This is a genomic window from Streptomyces sp. Xyl84, assembly GCF_059731885.1.
In genome coordinates this window covers 5,202,204-5,216,965 of sequence record NZ_AP029182.1, presented here as the reverse complement: position 1 = coordinate 5,216,965, position 14,762 = coordinate 5,202,204, and the positions used below count along the sequence as shown (strand labels likewise).

Genomic DNA, 14,762 nt, shown 5'->3' with positions numbered 1-14,762 from the left:
CCGCCCGGGGTTTCCCCGCGACCGGGCGCGCCTGCCTCAGATCCGTACGAACTGGGAGGAATCGAGCGACAGCGTCTGGTCGGCGACGGGGACCCGGATCTCGTTCCCGAAGTCACCCGGCTCCTCGTGCCGGTGGACACCGTCCGCGGGCCGGGCCAGCAGGGTCCAGCGGGCCGCGAGCACGCCGACGGCGAGGTGAGCTGCCTCGCGACGCACAGTGGTCCGGCTTCGTGCTGTAGTGACGGTTCCCGCTCTCCGGCGATGCCACCTCGGCCACGAAGGGCGGCTGCGCCTCGTCGAACTCGCTCCTGCCGGCATCCACCTCGCTCTCCGGGACGGCGGAGACGTCCGGTTCGGGCGAGCAGCCCTCCCGTCGCGGGACGATCGAGGAACCGAAGGCTCTCCGCCGGACGTTCCCCCCGTAGCACCGGTACGGTCGACCCCACCCGCCGAGCACGGCGGCACCCACACCGCCCCCAGGAGCGCCCCGCCCATGACCACCGCCACCGCCCGCCGCAGCGACCGCCGGATCAGTCCCGTCTTCGTGGGGATCCTGGCCGTCACCGCCGTCACCGGGTGGGCCACCTGGACCGGGTTCGCCGAGCGGCCGGGGGTCGCGGTGTTCCTGTTCGTGACGGCCGCCTGGATCGTCTCCCTGTGCCTGCACGAGTACGCGCACGCCCGCACCGCGCTGCACGGCGGGGACATCACGGTGGGCGCGAAGGGCTACCTCACGCTGAACCCGCTGAAGTACACGCACGCGCTGCTGAGCATCGTGCTGCCGGTGATCTTCGTGATCATGGGCGGCTTCGGTCTGCCGGGCGGCGCGGTCTTCATCGAGCGGGGCCGGATCCCGGGCCGCTGGCGGCACAGCCTGGTCTCGGCGGCGGGCCCGCTGACGAACGTGCTGTTCGCGGTGGTGTGCACGGCCCCGTTCTGGCTGCACGCGCTGGACGGCGTGCCGGCCGCCTTCCGCTACGCGCTCGCCTTCCTCGCGCTGCTCCAGGTCACGGCCGCGATCCTGAACTTCCTGCCGGTCCCGGGCCTGGACGGCTACGGCGTGATCGAGCCGTGGCTGTCGTACGGGGTGAAGCGGCAGGTGGAGCCCTTCGCACCGTTCGGACTGCTGTTCGTCTTCGCGCTGCTGTGGGTGCCGGCGGTCAACGGCGCGTTCTTCGACGTGATCCACGCGGTCATGCGCCATCTCGGCGTCGGGGACCTGGAGCAGTACTGCGGCCAGGACCTGTACCGCTTCTGGGAGGGCCCGAGCGACTTCTGCTCGGTCAGCGGGTGACGGGACTGCGGGCAGTGATCGACGGCGGACTTCGGCCGGCGGGTGACGGCGGGCGTCGGGGCAGTGAGCGACGGCCGGCTTCGGCCCGCGGGTGCCGCGGCCGTCCGGCCGTCCGGAGCCGCGTACGCCTCCGGCCGTCCGGAGCCGCTGGTGCCCGCTCGTCCGGTGCCGCTGGTGCCCGGCCGTCCGGTGAGGGGCCCGTCGGTCAGCCGGTGACGGAGCCGCCGCGGGCCGCCCGGCCCCGGCGCGCGTAGTACCAGGTCATGTTGGACGACAGGCCCGCCAGCAGGATCCACACGACCCCCAGCCAGCTGCCCTGCACGAAGGAGACGACGGCCGCGGCCACGGCGAGCACGCAGACGATCAGGGCGTAGAGGGCGAGGCGGGGCATGACGGTGGGCTCCTGTCGGGAACACGGGGACACTGCTCGGGACTGCTTCGCCGACCAGTGTCCCCCATCCGTGCCCCGGACCGGTGCGGGGGCGTGCCGGGGCGCGCGGGGACGGCTCAGACGTCCGTGATCCGCAGACCCGCGTGCGCCTTGTAGCGGCGGTTGACCGAGATCAGGTTGGCGACGAGCGACTCCACCTGGTGCGCGTTGCGCAGCCGGCCGGCGAAGATGCCGCGCATGCCGGGGACGCGGCCGGCCAGCGCCTGGACGGTCTCCACGTCGGCGCGCTCCTCGCCGAGGACCATCACGTCGGTGTCGATCCGCTCGATCTCCGGGTCCTGCAGGAGGACGGCCGACAGGTGGTGGAAGGCGGCGGTGACCCGGGAGTCCGGGAGCAGTGCGGCGGCCTGTTCGGCGGCGCTGCCCTCCTCGGGCTTGAGCGCGTAGGCGCCCTTCTTGTCGAAGCCGAGCGGGTTGACGCAGTCCACGACGAGCTTGCCGGCCAGTTCCCCGCGCAGCGCCTCAAGGGTCTTGCCGTGGCCCTCCCAGGGCACCGCGACGATCACGATGTCGCTGCGGCGGGCGGTCTCGGCGTTGTCCGCGCCCTCGACGCCGTGCCCGGTCTCCTCCGCCGCGGCCCGCGCCCGCTCGGCGGCCCGGGAGCCGATGATCACCTTCTGGCCGGCCCGGGCGAGCCGGTAGGCCAGGCCCTTGCCCTGCGGGCCGGTCCCGCCGAGCACGCCGACGACCAGCCCGGAGACGTCGGGCAGGTCCCAGGGGTCCTTGGCGGGGGCCTTCTGTGCACTGTCGCTAGAGGTCATGGGCCGACTCTACGTCCGCGGCCCGGCCCCCACCCGCCCAGGTGAGCCGCGTCACCGCGGCCCGCGCCGTGTCCCCGGTGCGGGCGAATCCCGGCCGAACTCCGCATCCCGCGCGGCGGTTCGGGGCACCATGCGCTCGTATGGACGCCGTACGGGTCGCGTTGCTGCGCGAGGTGCTCGCCGGGACCGAGTGGCTGGACGCCACCCGGCGTTTCGCGAGGGCGCTGCGCGGGTCGGTGGTGTCGCACGGGGGCGGGCTGCTGCTGGTCGGCACCCCGGACCACGAGCCGTGGCACCTGGCGGCGCACCTGGTGGACGAGGCCGCCTGGTCGGGCACGCCCGAGCTGGTCCCCACCCTGGTGCGGCACGGCGCGCGCCCCGCCGATCCGGCGCACCTCGCGGTCGGGCTCGGCCGGCTGGAGGCCGCCCGCCGCGGCGAGACGCTGCTCGTCGTGGCGCCCGGGGAGCCCGAGCCGCTGCTGCCCCGGGTGCACGCGGCGCGGCGGGCCGGGGCGACGGTACTGGCGCTGGGCACGGGCGGGGGCGAGCTGGCGGCGATGGCCCACGAGACACTGGCGGTGCCGGACGAGGCGGAGCTGGACCTGGACACCGTGCAGCACCTGGTCAGCGCGGCGGCCGGGGAGAACCCGCTGCCCGGGCCCCGGGGACGCGGCCGGTGGCGGGACCGCTTGTCGAGCCTGGCGGAGACCCTGACGGCCCCGCCACCTGCGCGCTGGTGACCGGGCCGAGGGGGCGACCGGCGTCGGGCCGGGAGACAGGGCGCCCGGCCCGGCGGGCGCAGGGGTGACGCGGGCAGGAGGCAGAGGGCGGCGCCCGACGGGAGCGAGGACTGCGCTCCCGGCAGGAACCGCCCCGACAGGAGCCGGATGACGCACCCGGCACGTGGCTGGGCGAAGCGCCCAGCACGAAGCTGGGCGACGCCCCCGTCAGGGACAGGCGAAGGCAGCGCGCCCTATAGGTGGCCGGACAGCGCGTCAGGCACGGGTTCCGTCCGCCTCCCGGAAAACCGGTTGCCCCTCGTCCGGCGTCCGCCCGAGCATGGCCCGACGTGACCGACCACGGCCCCGCGCCCTCCCCCGCCCCCTCCCCGGCCGCGCCCGCCGCGGCGTCCTCCGCACCGCCCTGTGACGCGCCGCCCGCCGGGCCGCCCCTCGCACCCCCCACCGGCGCCCCCGCGGACGCCGTCACCGGCGCCCCTGCCCCGCCCTCTGCCCCGCCCGCCGGTCTCCGCGCGCTGTTGCCCGATCTCGCGCCCTGGCGGGCCTCCCGGGACTTCCGCAGGCTGTGGGTGTCGGGGCTGATCTCCAACTTCGGGACGTTCCTGACCTTCGTCGCGCTGCCCGTGCAGATCAAGGAGCTGACCGGGTCCGCCGCGGCGGTGGGCGCGATCGGGGCCGTGGAGCTGGTGCCCCTGATCGTGTTCGGGCTCTACGGCGGGGCGCTCGCCGACGCGGCCGACAAGCGGCGGCTGATCCTGTGGACCGAGGCCGGGCTCGGCGTGCTCAGCGCCGGACTGCTGTTCGACGCCCTGCTGCCGCACCCGGCGGTGTGGCCGCTGTACGCGGTCGCCGCCCTGTCCTCCGCGCTGACCGCCGTGCAGCGGCCCGCCCTGGACTCGCTGTGGCCGCGGATCGTGGCCCACGACCACCTGCCCGCCGCGACCGCGCTGAACTCGCTGCGCTGGACCGTGGGCGGGGTGGCGGGCCCGGCGGTGGCGGGCGTGATCGTGGCGTACGCGGGCCTCGCCCCGGCCTACGCGGCCGACCTGGCGACCTTCGCCGTCTCGGTGGTCCTCGTGGTCCGGATCGCCGCCCAGCCCGCCGCGCACGAGGCCGCGAAGCCGTCGCTGCGGGCGATCGCCGAGGGCGCCCGCTACGCGTGGGGCCGCAAGGAGCTGCTCGGGACGTACGCGGTCGACCTGGCCGCTATGTTCCTGGCGATGCCGCTGGCGGTGCTGCCCTTCCTCGCGGACGAGCTGCACGCCCGCTGGTCGCTGGGCCTGATGTACGCGGCGGTACCGCTGGGGTCGCTGCTGGTCAGCGTGACCAGCGGCTGGACCTCGCGGGTGCACCGGCACGGCCGGACGGTGGTGCTGGCGGCGCTGATGTGGGGGCTTTCCGTGGCCGCCGCCGGACTCGCCGGCGACGTCTGGCTGGTGCTGCTGTGCCTCACCGTGGCGGGCGGCTGCGACATGGTGAGCGGGATCTTCCGGGGCGCCATGTGGAACCAGACCATCCCGGACGCGCTGCGCGGCCGGCTGGCCGGGATCGAACTGCTGTCGTACTCGGTGGGTCCACAGCTCGGGCAGGTCCGTTCCGGCTCGGTCGCCGCCTGGTGGGGCGTACGGGCGTCCGTGTGGTCCGGCGGCGTGCTGTGCGCGGGGGCGGTGGGGCTGCTGGCGCTGTGCCTGCCGGGGCTGATGAGGTACGACGCGCGCACCGACGAGCACGCGGTGCGGCTGCGCGAGGACCGCGCGGCCGCCGTACGGGCACCGACCTGAGCGGACGCCGCGCCAGGCGTCCGCCGCCACCGGTGCCTCCGGGAGGCCGCCCTCGACGCCGTCCGGTCAGCTCTGCGGGCCGCGCCCGTCCTCTTCCCGCTCGCCGCCGGCCGGCGCGTCGTGCCAGCGCGGGTCGGTCTCCCACTGGAGGTTGCGCTCGCGGGCGGTGTCCATCGCGTGCTGCGCCTCCTGCCGGGAGGTGTACGGGCCGAACCGGTCCTTGGCCGGGCACTCGGGCCCCTCCTCGACCTTCTGGTGCTCCAGGCAGTAGAACCACTCGCCCGGCTTGCCCGCGGTGCGCTTCTTGAACAGGGCCATGACCAGCTCCTCTCGCCACCGACATGTTCCCCCATCGGCGCTCGATAGACTCACCGGCATGTCTGGCCAGTCGCTGCTCGTCCCCGGGGAGCTGTCCCCCGCCCGTTCCGTGCCCGGAAACATCCGCCGCCCCGAGTACGTCGGCAGGCCCGCGCCGAAGCCGTACACCGGGCCGGAGGTGCAGACCCCGGAGACCGTCGAGGCGATGCGGGTCGCCGGGCGGATCGCCGCGCAGGCGATGGAGGAGGCGGCGAAGCACATCGCGCCGGGCGTCACCACCGACGAACTGGACCGGGTGGCCCACGCGTACATGTGCGACCACGGCGCCTACCCGTCCACCCTCGGCTACCGCGGCTTCCCCAAGTCGCTGTGCACGTCGGTCAACGAGGTGATCTGCCACGGCATCCCCGACTCGACGGTGCTGCGCGACGGCGACATCGTCAACCTCGACGTGACGGCGTACATCGGCGGCGTGCACGGCGACAACAACGCCACCTACCTCGTCGGTGACGTCGACGAGGAGAGCCGCCTGCTGGTGGAGCGCACCCGCGAGGCCCTGAACCGGGCGATCAAGGCGGTCAGGCCGGGCCGGCAGATCAACATCATCGGCCGGGTCATCGAGTCCTACGCCAAGCGCTTCGGCTACGGCGTGGTCCGCGACTTCACCGGCCACGGCATCAACACGTCCTTCCACTCCGGCCTGATCGTCCCGCACTACGACAGCCCGCACGCCACCACGGTCATGCGGCCCGGCATGACGTTCACGATCGAGCCGATGCTGACGCTGGGCACCATCGAGTACGACGTCTGGGACGACGGCTGGACCGTCGTGACCAAGGACCGCAGGCGCACGGCCCAGTTCGAGCACACCCTGGTCGTCACGGAAACGGGCGCGGACATTCTGACGCTGCCGTAGCCCCACCCTTGCCGCGGACCGGCCGGCACGACACGAGCCCGCCACGCGAAAGGCCGGAAACGAACGCCCCTCCGCTGCCCGCGTTGCACATCACCCTCCGATGTCGGGACCCTTCCGGACATGGTTGATCACGGGGGTGACAACGAGGAGACCAGGCGCGTCCCCAGGTCCCGGCTCGCCGATTACGCGGAGATGACCTGGCCCGGCGAGGAAGAGCATGCCTCGGGCAGCGGCGGCGGCACAGCGCCGCTGGTATCTCCGGACGAGACGCCGCCGCCCCCGCCCGCGGACCCGCCCTCGTCCCGGGGCCCGGCACCGGTCAGCGTTCCCGCCCCTCAAGAACCACCCGCCCGCCGACCTCCACCCACCCCTCCGGCTGGGGTGCCGTCAGGATCTGGGAGCCGGAGCCCTGGGTGATGTTCAGGGCGCGGCCCAGTCGGGCCGTCAGGAGCAGGGCTGCCGCGCCCGTGGCCTCGTCCTCGTCGATGCCGTCGTCGCGGCCGGGGAAGGCGCGGGCGCGGATGCGGCCGGCCGGTTCGTCCTCCCAGGACCAGGCGTAGATCCACTCTCCGGGCGGCGGGACGGGAAGGTCGTCGACCTCGGCGGGGGTGGCGTACTGGCGCAGGGTGCGGGGCGGGGCCCACTCGGGGCGGGCCTCGATCCAGGTGAACTCGCCGTCCATGCGGGCGCCGGCCCGGCCCGCCGGGGTGACCAGTTCCGGTACGTCCAGCAGCCAGGCGGTGCCGACGCAGGGGTGGCCGGCGAAGGGCAGGCGCAGGGTGGGGGTGTAGATGTCGATGACGCCGCGCTCGGGGTCGTCGACGAACACCGTCTCGCTGAAGCCGAGTTCGGCGGCGAACGCCTGGCGGTCGTCGCGGCCGGGGAGCAGGGCGCCGTCGCGGACCACGCCCAGTTCGTTGCCGTAGCCGCCGCGGGGGCCGCAGAAGACGCGCAGCACGTCGTAGTCAGTCACCGGGGAATTGAAGCACCAGCGGAGCCCGGGGCCCGGCGCCAGACCGGCATTACCGGCACTTTGCCATTGCATGACCTTCTCTTTGCGGTGCCGAGACCAAGCCGTGCCTGTGATCTTTCCGGGCGGCCGATGCGAGCTGAATCACGGACCGGACGGGTGGAGGTGAGGTAAGCCTCGGGTAAGTTAGGGCAGCCTCACCAACTGTTCTCACCTGGAGCCTGCATGCGAGCCGTCCGACTCTCCGTCGTCACCGCCGCCGCCACCGCGGCCGCTCTGACCGCCGTGACGGCCTGCACCGCCAAGAGCGACGCCTCCGACGGCGACGCGATCCAGGTGACCGCGGCCGACTCCACGTGCGAGACGTCCGCGAAGAGCGTCCCGGCCGGCCAGGTGACGCTGAAGATAGAGAACAAGGGGTCCCGGGCGACCGAGGTGGAGATCGTCTTCCCGGACGACCGGATCGTCTCCGAGAAGGAGAACATCGGCCCCGGCACCAAGTACACGCTGACCGCCGAGGTCAAAGCGGGCTCGTACGAGATCGCCTGCCGCCCCGGCATGAAGGGCCACGGCGTACGGCAGAAGCTCACCGTCACCGGCAAGGGCGCCGCCGCCGCGCGCGACCCCCGGCTGGACAAGGCCGTCGCCGACTACCGCCAGTACGCCCAGGACCAGGCCGACGAGACCCTGCCGCGCGTCGAGGCGTTCGTGAAGGCCGTCAAGGCCGGGGACCTGGCCGCCGCCAAGAAGGCCTACGCCCCCTCGCGCCTGGGCTGGGAGCGCACCGAGCCGGTCGCCGAGTCCTTCGGCGACATCGACCCCAAGGTCGACGTGCGCGAGGACGGCCTGGAGGACGGCCAGCAGTGGACGGGCTGGCACCGGCTGGAGAAGTCGCTGTTCAAGGACGGCAAGATCGGCGCCGAGGAGAAGACCCTCGCCGACCGGCTCGTCACCGACCTCAAGGACTGGCAGAAGCGGGTCGGCACCGCCGAGATCACCCCGACCTCCATGGCCAACGGCGCCAAGGAACTCCTCGACGAGGTCGCCACCGGCAAGGTGACCGGCGAGGAGGACCGTTACGCCCACACCGACCTGGTCGACTTCAAGGGCAACGTCGAGGGCGCGCAGAAGGCGTACGACCTGCTCAAGCCGGTCGCGGCGAAGAACGACCCGGCGCTCACCAAGGACCTCGACAAGCAGTTCGGCGCGCTGAACACCCTCCTCGACAGCTACCGCACCAAGGGCTCGGACAAGACGCAGTACGACTTCGTCTCCTACGACACGGTCGGCAAGGACGGCCGCAAGGAGCTGTCGGACGCGGTGAACGCGCTCGCCGAGCCGCTGTCCAAGCTCGCCGTCGCCGTGGTGAAGAAGTAGGGGCGGGGTCATGGCAGAGGGACAGACGCAGGGCACCGCGCCCTCCCGGCGGGCGCTGATCGGCTGGGGCGGCGCCGGGCTCGCGCTCGGCGCGGTCGCGGCCGGCGGCGCGGTGGCGCTGGCGAAGAACGGGGACGGCCCGGACGCCTCCGGTCCGCAGGAGTCCGGCGCGGTGGAGTTCCACGGCGCCCACCAGGCGGGCATCGCCACGCCCGTCCAGGACCGGCTGCACTTCGCCGCGTTCGACGTGAAGACCGACGACCGCGCCGAGTTCGTCCGGTTGCTGAAGGACTGGACGGCCGCCGCGCGCCGGATGACCGCGGGCAGGGCGGTCGGCGAGGGCGCCTACGGCGGGCTCGCCGAGGCGCCTCCGGACGACACCGGCGAGGCGCTGGGTCTGCCGCCCTCCCGGCTCACCCTCACCCTCGGCTTCGGGCCCTCCCTGTTCGAGAAGTTCGGACTGAAGGAGAAGCGCCCGGCGGCCCTCGTCGACCTGCCCAAGTTCCCCGGCGACAACCTCGACCGGACCCGCACCGGCGGCGACCTGTGCATCCAGGCCTGCGCGGACGACCCGCAGGTCGCCGTGCACGCCATCCGCAACCTGGCCCGCATCGGCTTCGGCAAGGTCGCCATCCGCTGGTCCCAGCTCGGCTTCGGCAAGACCTCCTCGACCACCCCCGGCTCCCAGACGCCCCGCAACCTCTTCGGTTTCAAGGACGGCACGCGCAACATCGCCGGGACCGAGACGGACCGGCTGGAGAAGTTCGTGTGGGCCAAGGGCGGGGACGGGGGCGCCAAGGACGCCTGGATGAGCGGGGGTTCGTACCTCGTCGCCCGGCGCATCCGGATGAACATCGAGACCTGGGACCGGACCTCGCTGCAGGAGCAGGAGGACGTCTTCGGCCGGGACAAGGGCGAGGGCGCGCCGGTAGGCAAGGCCAAGGAGCACGACGAGCCGTTCCTGAAGGCGATGAAGCCCGGCGCGCACGTCCGGCTCGCGCACCCCGACGCCAACGGCGGAATCACGATCCTGCGCCGGGGCTACTCCTTCACCGACGGCACCGACGGCCTCGGCCGCCTCGACGCGGGCCTGTTCTTCCTGGCCTACCAGCGCGACCCCCGCACGGGGTTCATCCCGCTCCAGCGCAGGCTGGCCGCGCACGACGCGCTCAACGAATACATCCAGCACGTGGGTTCGGCGGTCTTCGCGATCCCGCCCGGCGTCCGCGACGCGGACGACTGGTGGGGCCGCACACTGCTGTCCGAGGAGGCGTAGGTCCGTGTTCTCCAACTATCTGATCGGTCTGCGCGAGGGGCTGGAGGCCAGCCTCGTCGTGTGCATCCTCATCGCCTATCTGGTCAAGACCGGCCGCAGGGACGCGCTGCGGCCGATCTGGACCGGCATCGGCATCGCGGTCGCCATCGCGATGGGCTTCGGCTGCGTCCTCGAGTTCGGCTCGCAGGAGCTGACGTTCGCGGCGCAGGAGGCGCTGGGCGGTTCGCTGTCCGTCATGGCGGTCGGCCTGGTGACGTGGATGGTGTTCTGGATGCGGCGCACCGCCCGGCACCTGAAGTCCGAGCTGCACGGAAAGCTGGACGCGGCCCTCGCGATGGGCACCGGCGCGCTGGTCGCCACCGCGTTCCTGGCGGTGGGCCGCGAAGGCCTGGAGACGGCGCTGTTCGTGTGGGCGTCCGTGCACGCCGCCTCCGACGGCACCCCGCGCCCGCTGATCGGCGTGGCCCTCGGCATCGCCAGCGCGGTCCTGCTCGGCTGGCTGTTCTACCGGGGCGCGCTGAAGATCAACCTGGCCAAGTTCTTCACCTGGACCGGCGCCATGCTGGTCGTCGTCGCGGCGGGCGTGCTCGCGTACGGCTTCCACGACCTCCAGGAGGCGGACTGGCTGCCGGGGCTGACGAACCTGGCCTTCGACATCTCCGGCACCATCCCGCCGGACAGCTGGTACGGCACGCTCCTGAAGGGCGTGTTCAACTTCCAGCCGGACCCGACCGTCCTCCAGGTCACGGTGTGGCTGCTGTACCTGGTCCCGACGCTCACCGTGTTCTTCGCCCCGGTAGGGTTCGCCTCCGGGAAGGGGAAGGTGACGGTAGCTGATGAGCAGGGGTCGCGGCCCTCGAAGGCTTCGCAGGCTTGAGCGGACGACCGCGCTGGCGGCCTCGGTGACCGCGCTGGCGCTGACCGCCGGCGGGTGCGTGGTGGTGCACGGGGAACGCGAGGTGCTCCCCTCGGCCACCCGGGCCGAGGCCGCGACGGCGCTGGCGCAGTTCACGGCCGCGTACAACAAGGCCGACAAGGCGTACGACAGTTCGCTGGACGCCGGTCACGTCACCGGCGCGTTCGGCGCGATCGACGCGGCCCGGCTGAAGGCGGGCCACATCAACAGCCCGGGCGGCAACACCGCCCACGCGCCGCTGAAGCTGACGGACGCGAAGTTCACGATCCCCCGGAAGGCCGGCTGGCCGCGCTGGTTCCTCGCCGACGCGAAGGGCAACAAGGGCGGCGGCGCACGCTGGCTGCTGGTGTTCACCCGGCACGCGCTCACCGAGAAGTGGCAGGTGGCGTACCTGACGCTGGTGGCTCCCGAGGAGGTGCCGAAGTTCCGCGAGGACAAGGACGGCTGGGCGGAGGCCGTGCCCGCCGGCGCCGCCGGTCTGGCCGCCGCGCCGGGCGGGCTGAGCCGTGGCTACGCGACGTACCTGAAGGACGGCGGTGACACGTTCGCCGCGGGGGTGCACACCTCGGGCTGGCGTGCGCTGCGCGCGAAGAACGCGGTGCGGCCGGGGCTGGCCACGCAGTACATCGACGAGCCGCTGACCGGCGGCGACTACGCCCCGCTGGCGCTGCGCACGGCCGACGGCGGGGCCCTGGTGTTCTTCGCCACGCACCACTACCAGAAGCAGACGGCCGCCTCGGGCGCCTCGGTGCCGACCCCGAACAAGGGCGTGCGGGCGCTCACCAAGGGCGAGATCAAGCAGTCGCTGACGATGGAGTTCGTCTCCAACGAAGTGGCTCTCGACCCGGCCACGGGAGCAGGCGCGGGCGCGGGCGGCAAGAAGGTGTCGGTCGTGGGCCGTGTGCAGGGCATGACGTCGGCGCAGGGCGGCTGACGCGCGCCGGGTCCCCTTCGAGGGGGCAGGGAGCGGGGGTCCGGGCTCAGGAGGCCGGGGCGTGCGGGCTCAGGGGCTGGTCCGGGGTCAGTGACCTCGGCGGTCAGTGGCCGTCCCCGCTTCAGGGGCCGTCCACGCGGGCAGGGGCCGTCCTCGCTTCAGTGACCGTCCCCGGTCAGTGGCGTACGGGCCAGGCCGCGTGCGCGTGGCCCGGGTCGCTGTCGTCGGCGGTGTGGCGGGCGCAGGCGTCGGTGAGGGCTTCCAGCAGGGTGAGCGGGTCCGGGAGGGCGTGTTCCGGGCCCTGGCCCTCGACCCAGCGCACCGCCCGGCCCCCGTCACCGGGCAGCCGGGCCGGGGGGACGAGGACGTAGGAGCCGCGGCAGTGCCAGCGCAGGCCGGGATGCTCGTCCATGGTCTCGGGGTGGCAGTCCAGCTCGCACGGCCACCACTCGTCCTCGTCCTCGGGGGTGCCGCGGGTGAGGGTGAAGAACAGCATGCGGCCGTCGTCGCTCCGTGCGACCGGGCCGACGTCGACGCCGGTGGCCCGCAGCCGCTCCAGCGCCTCCTGTCCGGCCTCCAGCGGCACGTCGAGGACGTCGTGGGTCATGCCGGTGGCCGTGATGAAGTTCGCCTGCGGCTGGTGCCTGGCCCAGCGCTCGACCTGCGCGCGGTCGGTCGTGGACTGCGTCTGCCAGGCGAACGACACCGGGTGCCGGGCGGGCGTGGGACAGCCGACGCGGTCGCAGGAACAGCCGTAGCCGGACCCCGGGTGCGCGGCGGGCGCCAGCGGCAGTCCCGCGCCGGCGGCGGCGAGCAGCAGGGCCTCCCGGCCGCCGTCCCCGGCGGCCTCCTTGGGGCGGCGTCCGCGCAGCCACTGGGAGAGTTTGCCCTGCCGGCCGGTACGGCCGCCGAACTCCGCGCCGCTCATCTATCCCCTCGCCTCGCTGGTTGGACAGCATGCTCCATGGCCTCCCATGGTCCCACCATCCTGCGCCTTCGGTGACCGGAGCCGGTATCCGGGGTCCTGCGGGCAGGGGCGGCGGCCGCTTCGCGCGGGGCGGAGCACGCAGGCGCAGCGCGGGCGCGGTCCGACGCAGCGCGGGCGCAGCGCGGGCGCACGGCCGTGGTGCACGGCCGTCGAGCGCGGGGGCGGCGGGGCCGCCGGGGACTCGGCGCGCGGGCGGCGCCGGGGGCTCACATGCGGGAGCGGCGCCAGGGGCTCAGCGCGAGGGACACCGGAGGATCAGCGCCAGGACGCCGGGGGATCAGCGCGGGGCGAGTCCGTGCAGCGCGTAGTCGACGAGGGTGTCGGTGTACGCGTAGGAGAGGGGGCCGGTGTGCTGGAGCCAGCGCTGGGCGAGCGGGGAGACGAAGAGTTCCAGGGCGATGCGCGGATCGATGTCGGGGCGTACGGCTCCGGCCGCCTGCGCGGAGCGCAGTCTGCGCACGTACAGCTGGAGCTGCGGCTCCAGGAGCCGGGCCACCAGTTCGCGGGCGAGCGGCTCGTTCACCAGGCCCTCGGCGGCCAGCGCGCGTGAGGGCGCCTCGAACTTCGGGTCGAGGAGCCCGTCGACGGTGGCGCGCAGCACGGCCTTCAGGTCGGCGGCGAGGTCACCGGTGTCCGGGATGCCGCCCTGCGTCTCCCCCAGCTTCTCCCCGCTGTCCCGTGCGCCCTGCTCGGAGAGGTCGAGGAAGGCCTCCAGGAGGACGTCCGCCTTGGACGGCCACCACCGGTAGATGGTCTGCTTGCCGACCCCGGCCCGTGCGGCGATGCCCTCGACCGTGGTCCTCGGGTACCCCACCTCGGCGACGAGCGCGAGCGCGGCGTCGTAGATCGCACGGCGGGACTTCTCACTGCGGCGGGCGGCGTCGGGGGCGGGCTTCTTGACCATGGGCCGACGGTAGCAGGGTGATGAGACGGGCCGTCTCGCCGCGGCGCCCGCCGCCGGAGCGCCGCCGGGACGGGTCTCGTGCGGCGCCCCGCCGCCCGCGCCACCCGCGCGGGCGAAGGCGGCCCCCCGGCCCGCGCGCGACGGCCGGTCCCGGCGCACCATGGCAGCAAGCGACCCGGCCACCGGCCACGCGGGTACGGCGTCCCTGTTCCGCACGCGGGTACGACGTCCCCGTCCCTGTGGTATCTCTCCGAGGAGCCCGCCTTGGCCCGTTCCCGCAGCGCCCGTCCCCGGCGCTATCTGATGTGCCCGCCCGCCCACTTCACCGTCACCTGCGCCGACAACGCCTGGGCGGATCCGGCCAAGCCGGTCGACGCGGCCCTGGCACTGGCCCAGTGGGAGCAGGTGCGCGAGGTGTACCGGTCCCTGGGGCACACCGTCGACGTGCTGGCCCCCGAGCCGGGGCTGCCGGACATGGTGTTCACGGCGGACGGCGCCCTCGTCGTGGACGGGCGGGTGTTCGGCGCCCGGTTCGCCCACGCGCGGCGGGAGCCGGAGGCCGAGGCGCACCTGCGGTGGTTCGCCGAAAACGGCTTCGGGCACCTGCACGTGCCCGTGCACATCAACGAGGGCGAGGGTGACTTCGCGGTCACCGCCTCCTGGGTGCTGGCGGGGCGGGGCTTTCGCACCAACCCGCTCGCGCACGGCGAGGCGCAGGAGTTCCTGGGCCGTCCGGTGGTCGGCCTGGAGCTGGTCGACCCCCGCTTCTACCACCTCGGGCTCGCCCTCGCCGTCCTCGACGACGCGGCGGACGAGGTGGCGTACCACCCGGCCGCCTTCTCCCCCGGCAGCCGGGAGGTGCTGCGCCGGCTCTTCCCCGACGCCCTGGTGGTGAGCGAGGAGGACGCCGCCGTCTTCGGGCTGAACGCCGTGTCCGACGGGCTGCACGTGGTGCTGCCGCAGGCGGCTGCCGGACTCTGCGGGGCGCTGCGGGAACGCGGCTTCACGCCCGTCGGTGTGGACCTGAGCGAACTGCACAAGGGCGGCGGCGGGGTGAAGGGCTGCTCGCTGGAGCTGCGTGACTGAGAGGGAGCCGGGCGTCCGTCCCGTGGCCGGGGCCCGCGGTGCGTACCGGC

Annotated in this window: 16 protein-coding genes; 9 read left to right on the top strand and 7 right to left on the bottom strand. The window is 73.8% G+C overall.

Features of this window, described 5'->3' with window-relative positions; all coding sequences use genetic code 11:
- Nucleotides 1–36 precede the first annotated feature (36 nt).
- The gene (locus AC6I72_RS22655) at nucleotides 37–216 is read right to left on the bottom strand and encodes a hypothetical protein (RefSeq protein WP_498003004.1); all 180 of its coding nucleotides are present in this window, start codon (nucleotides 214–216) and stop codon (nucleotides 37–39) included.
- A 277-nt stretch (nucleotides 217–493) separates the two neighbouring features.
- Between AC6I72_RS22655 and AC6I72_RS22650 the strand changes: the two genes are divergently transcribed.
- A complete protein-coding gene (locus AC6I72_RS22650) occupies nucleotides 494–1,294 on the top strand; it encodes a site-2 protease family protein (RefSeq protein WP_498003002.1) in 801 nt (266 codons plus the stop codon).
- Nucleotides 1,295–1,499: 205 nt separating this feature from the next.
- Here AC6I72_RS22650 and AC6I72_RS22645 read toward each other — a convergent pair whose 3' ends face one another.
- A complete protein-coding gene (locus AC6I72_RS22645) occupies nucleotides 1,500–1,685 on the bottom strand; it encodes a hypothetical protein (protein ID WP_037855740.1) in 186 nt (61 codons plus the stop codon).
- Nucleotides 1,686–1,801: 116 nt separating this feature from the next.
- On the bottom strand, nucleotides 1,802–2,506 hold the full coding sequence (gene npdG, locus AC6I72_RS22640; RefSeq protein ID WP_498003000.1) for an NADPH-dependent F420 reductase: 705 nt from the start codon (nucleotides 2,504–2,506) through the stop codon (nucleotides 1,802–1,804).
- A 140-nt stretch (nucleotides 2,507–2,646) separates the two neighbouring features.
- Between npdG and AC6I72_RS22635 the strand changes: the two genes are divergently transcribed.
- Entirely contained in the window at nucleotides 2,647–3,246 is a 600-nt protein-coding gene (locus AC6I72_RS22635) for a hypothetical protein (protein WP_498002999.1), read from the top strand.
- Between the two features lie 515 nt (nucleotides 3,247–3,761).
- Nucleotides 3,762–5,027, top strand: a complete 1,266-nt coding sequence (locus tag AC6I72_RS22630) for an MFS transporter (RefSeq protein WP_498004791.1) — start codon at nucleotides 3,762–3,764, stop codon at nucleotides 5,025–5,027.
- Nucleotides 5,028–5,093: 66 nt separating this feature from the next.
- Here AC6I72_RS22630 and AC6I72_RS22625 read toward each other — a convergent pair whose 3' ends face one another.
- Nucleotides 5,094–5,345, bottom strand: coding sequence for a hypothetical protein (locus AC6I72_RS22625; RefSeq protein WP_498002998.1), 252 nt, complete (start codon nucleotides 5,343–5,345; stop codon nucleotides 5,094–5,096).
- 58 nt (nucleotides 5,346–5,403) lie between these two features.
- Here AC6I72_RS22625 and map point away from each other — a divergent pair, with 58 nt between their 5' ends.
- The gene (gene map / locus AC6I72_RS22620) at nucleotides 5,404–6,261 is read left to right on the top strand and encodes a type I methionyl aminopeptidase (protein WP_037855732.1); all 858 of its coding nucleotides are present in this window, start codon (nucleotides 5,404–5,406) and stop codon (nucleotides 6,259–6,261) included.
- A 319-nt stretch (nucleotides 6,262–6,580) separates the two neighbouring features.
- Here the strand turns inward: map and AC6I72_RS22615 are convergent, their stop codons facing one another.
- The gene (locus tag AC6I72_RS22615) at nucleotides 6,581–7,234 is read right to left on the bottom strand and encodes a PhzF family phenazine biosynthesis protein (protein WP_498002995.1); all 654 of its coding nucleotides are present in this window, start codon (nucleotides 7,232–7,234) and stop codon (nucleotides 6,581–6,583) included.
- A 222-nt stretch (nucleotides 7,235–7,456) separates the two neighbouring features.
- On the opposite strand from AC6I72_RS22615, the gene efeO reads away from it, so the two are divergent.
- From efeO to AC6I72_RS22595, 4 genes are read left to right on the top strand one after another with little or no spacing between them, the layout of a single operon-like run.
- Nucleotides 7,457–8,608 carry an iron uptake system protein EfeO gene (efeO, locus tag AC6I72_RS22610; RefSeq protein ID WP_498002993.1) on the top strand — a complete coding sequence of 384 codons (1,152 nt, stop codon included), beginning with the start codon at nucleotides 7,457–7,459 and terminating at the stop codon, nucleotides 8,606–8,608.
- A 10-nt stretch (nucleotides 8,609–8,618) separates the two neighbouring features.
- Nucleotides 8,619–9,884: an iron uptake transporter deferrochelatase/peroxidase subunit gene (efeB, locus tag AC6I72_RS22605; RefSeq protein ID WP_498002991.1), complete on the top strand. Its 1,266-nt coding sequence runs from the start codon at nucleotides 8,619–8,621 to the stop codon at nucleotides 9,882–9,884.
- A 4-nt stretch (nucleotides 9,885–9,888) separates the two neighbouring features.
- Nucleotides 9,889–10,761, top strand: coding sequence for an iron uptake transporter permease EfeU (gene efeU / locus AC6I72_RS22600; RefSeq protein ID WP_498002989.1), 873 nt, complete (start codon nucleotides 9,889–9,891; stop codon nucleotides 10,759–10,761).
- On the top strand, nucleotides 10,721–11,734 hold the full coding sequence (locus AC6I72_RS22595; protein ID WP_498002987.1) for an SCO2278 family lipoprotein: 1,014 nt from the start codon (nucleotides 10,721–10,723) through the stop codon (nucleotides 11,732–11,734). Before efeU ends, AC6I72_RS22595 begins: the two co-directional genes overlap by 41 nt.
- A 175-nt stretch (nucleotides 11,735–11,909) precedes the next feature.
- Here the strand turns inward: AC6I72_RS22595 and AC6I72_RS22590 are convergent, their stop codons facing one another.
- Both AC6I72_RS22590 and AC6I72_RS22585 read right to left on the bottom strand, forming a co-directional pair.
- Nucleotides 11,910–12,662 carry a bifunctional DNA primase/polymerase gene (locus AC6I72_RS22590; protein WP_498002985.1) on the bottom strand — a complete coding sequence of 251 codons (753 nt, stop codon included), beginning with the start codon at nucleotides 12,660–12,662 and terminating at the stop codon, nucleotides 11,910–11,912.
- A gap of 337 nt (nucleotides 12,663–12,999) precedes the next feature.
- On the bottom strand, nucleotides 13,000–13,626 hold the full coding sequence (locus tag AC6I72_RS22585; RefSeq protein WP_498002983.1) for a TetR/AcrR family transcriptional regulator: 627 nt from the start codon (nucleotides 13,624–13,626) through the stop codon (nucleotides 13,000–13,002).
- Nucleotides 13,627–13,890: 264 nt separating this feature from the next.
- Here AC6I72_RS22585 and ddaH point away from each other — a divergent pair, with 264 nt between their 5' ends.
- Nucleotides 13,891–14,712: a dimethylargininase gene (gene ddaH / locus AC6I72_RS22580; RefSeq protein WP_498002981.1), complete on the top strand. Its 822-nt coding sequence runs from the start codon at nucleotides 13,891–13,893 to the stop codon at nucleotides 14,710–14,712.
- Nucleotides 14,713–14,762 lie beyond the last annotated feature (50 nt).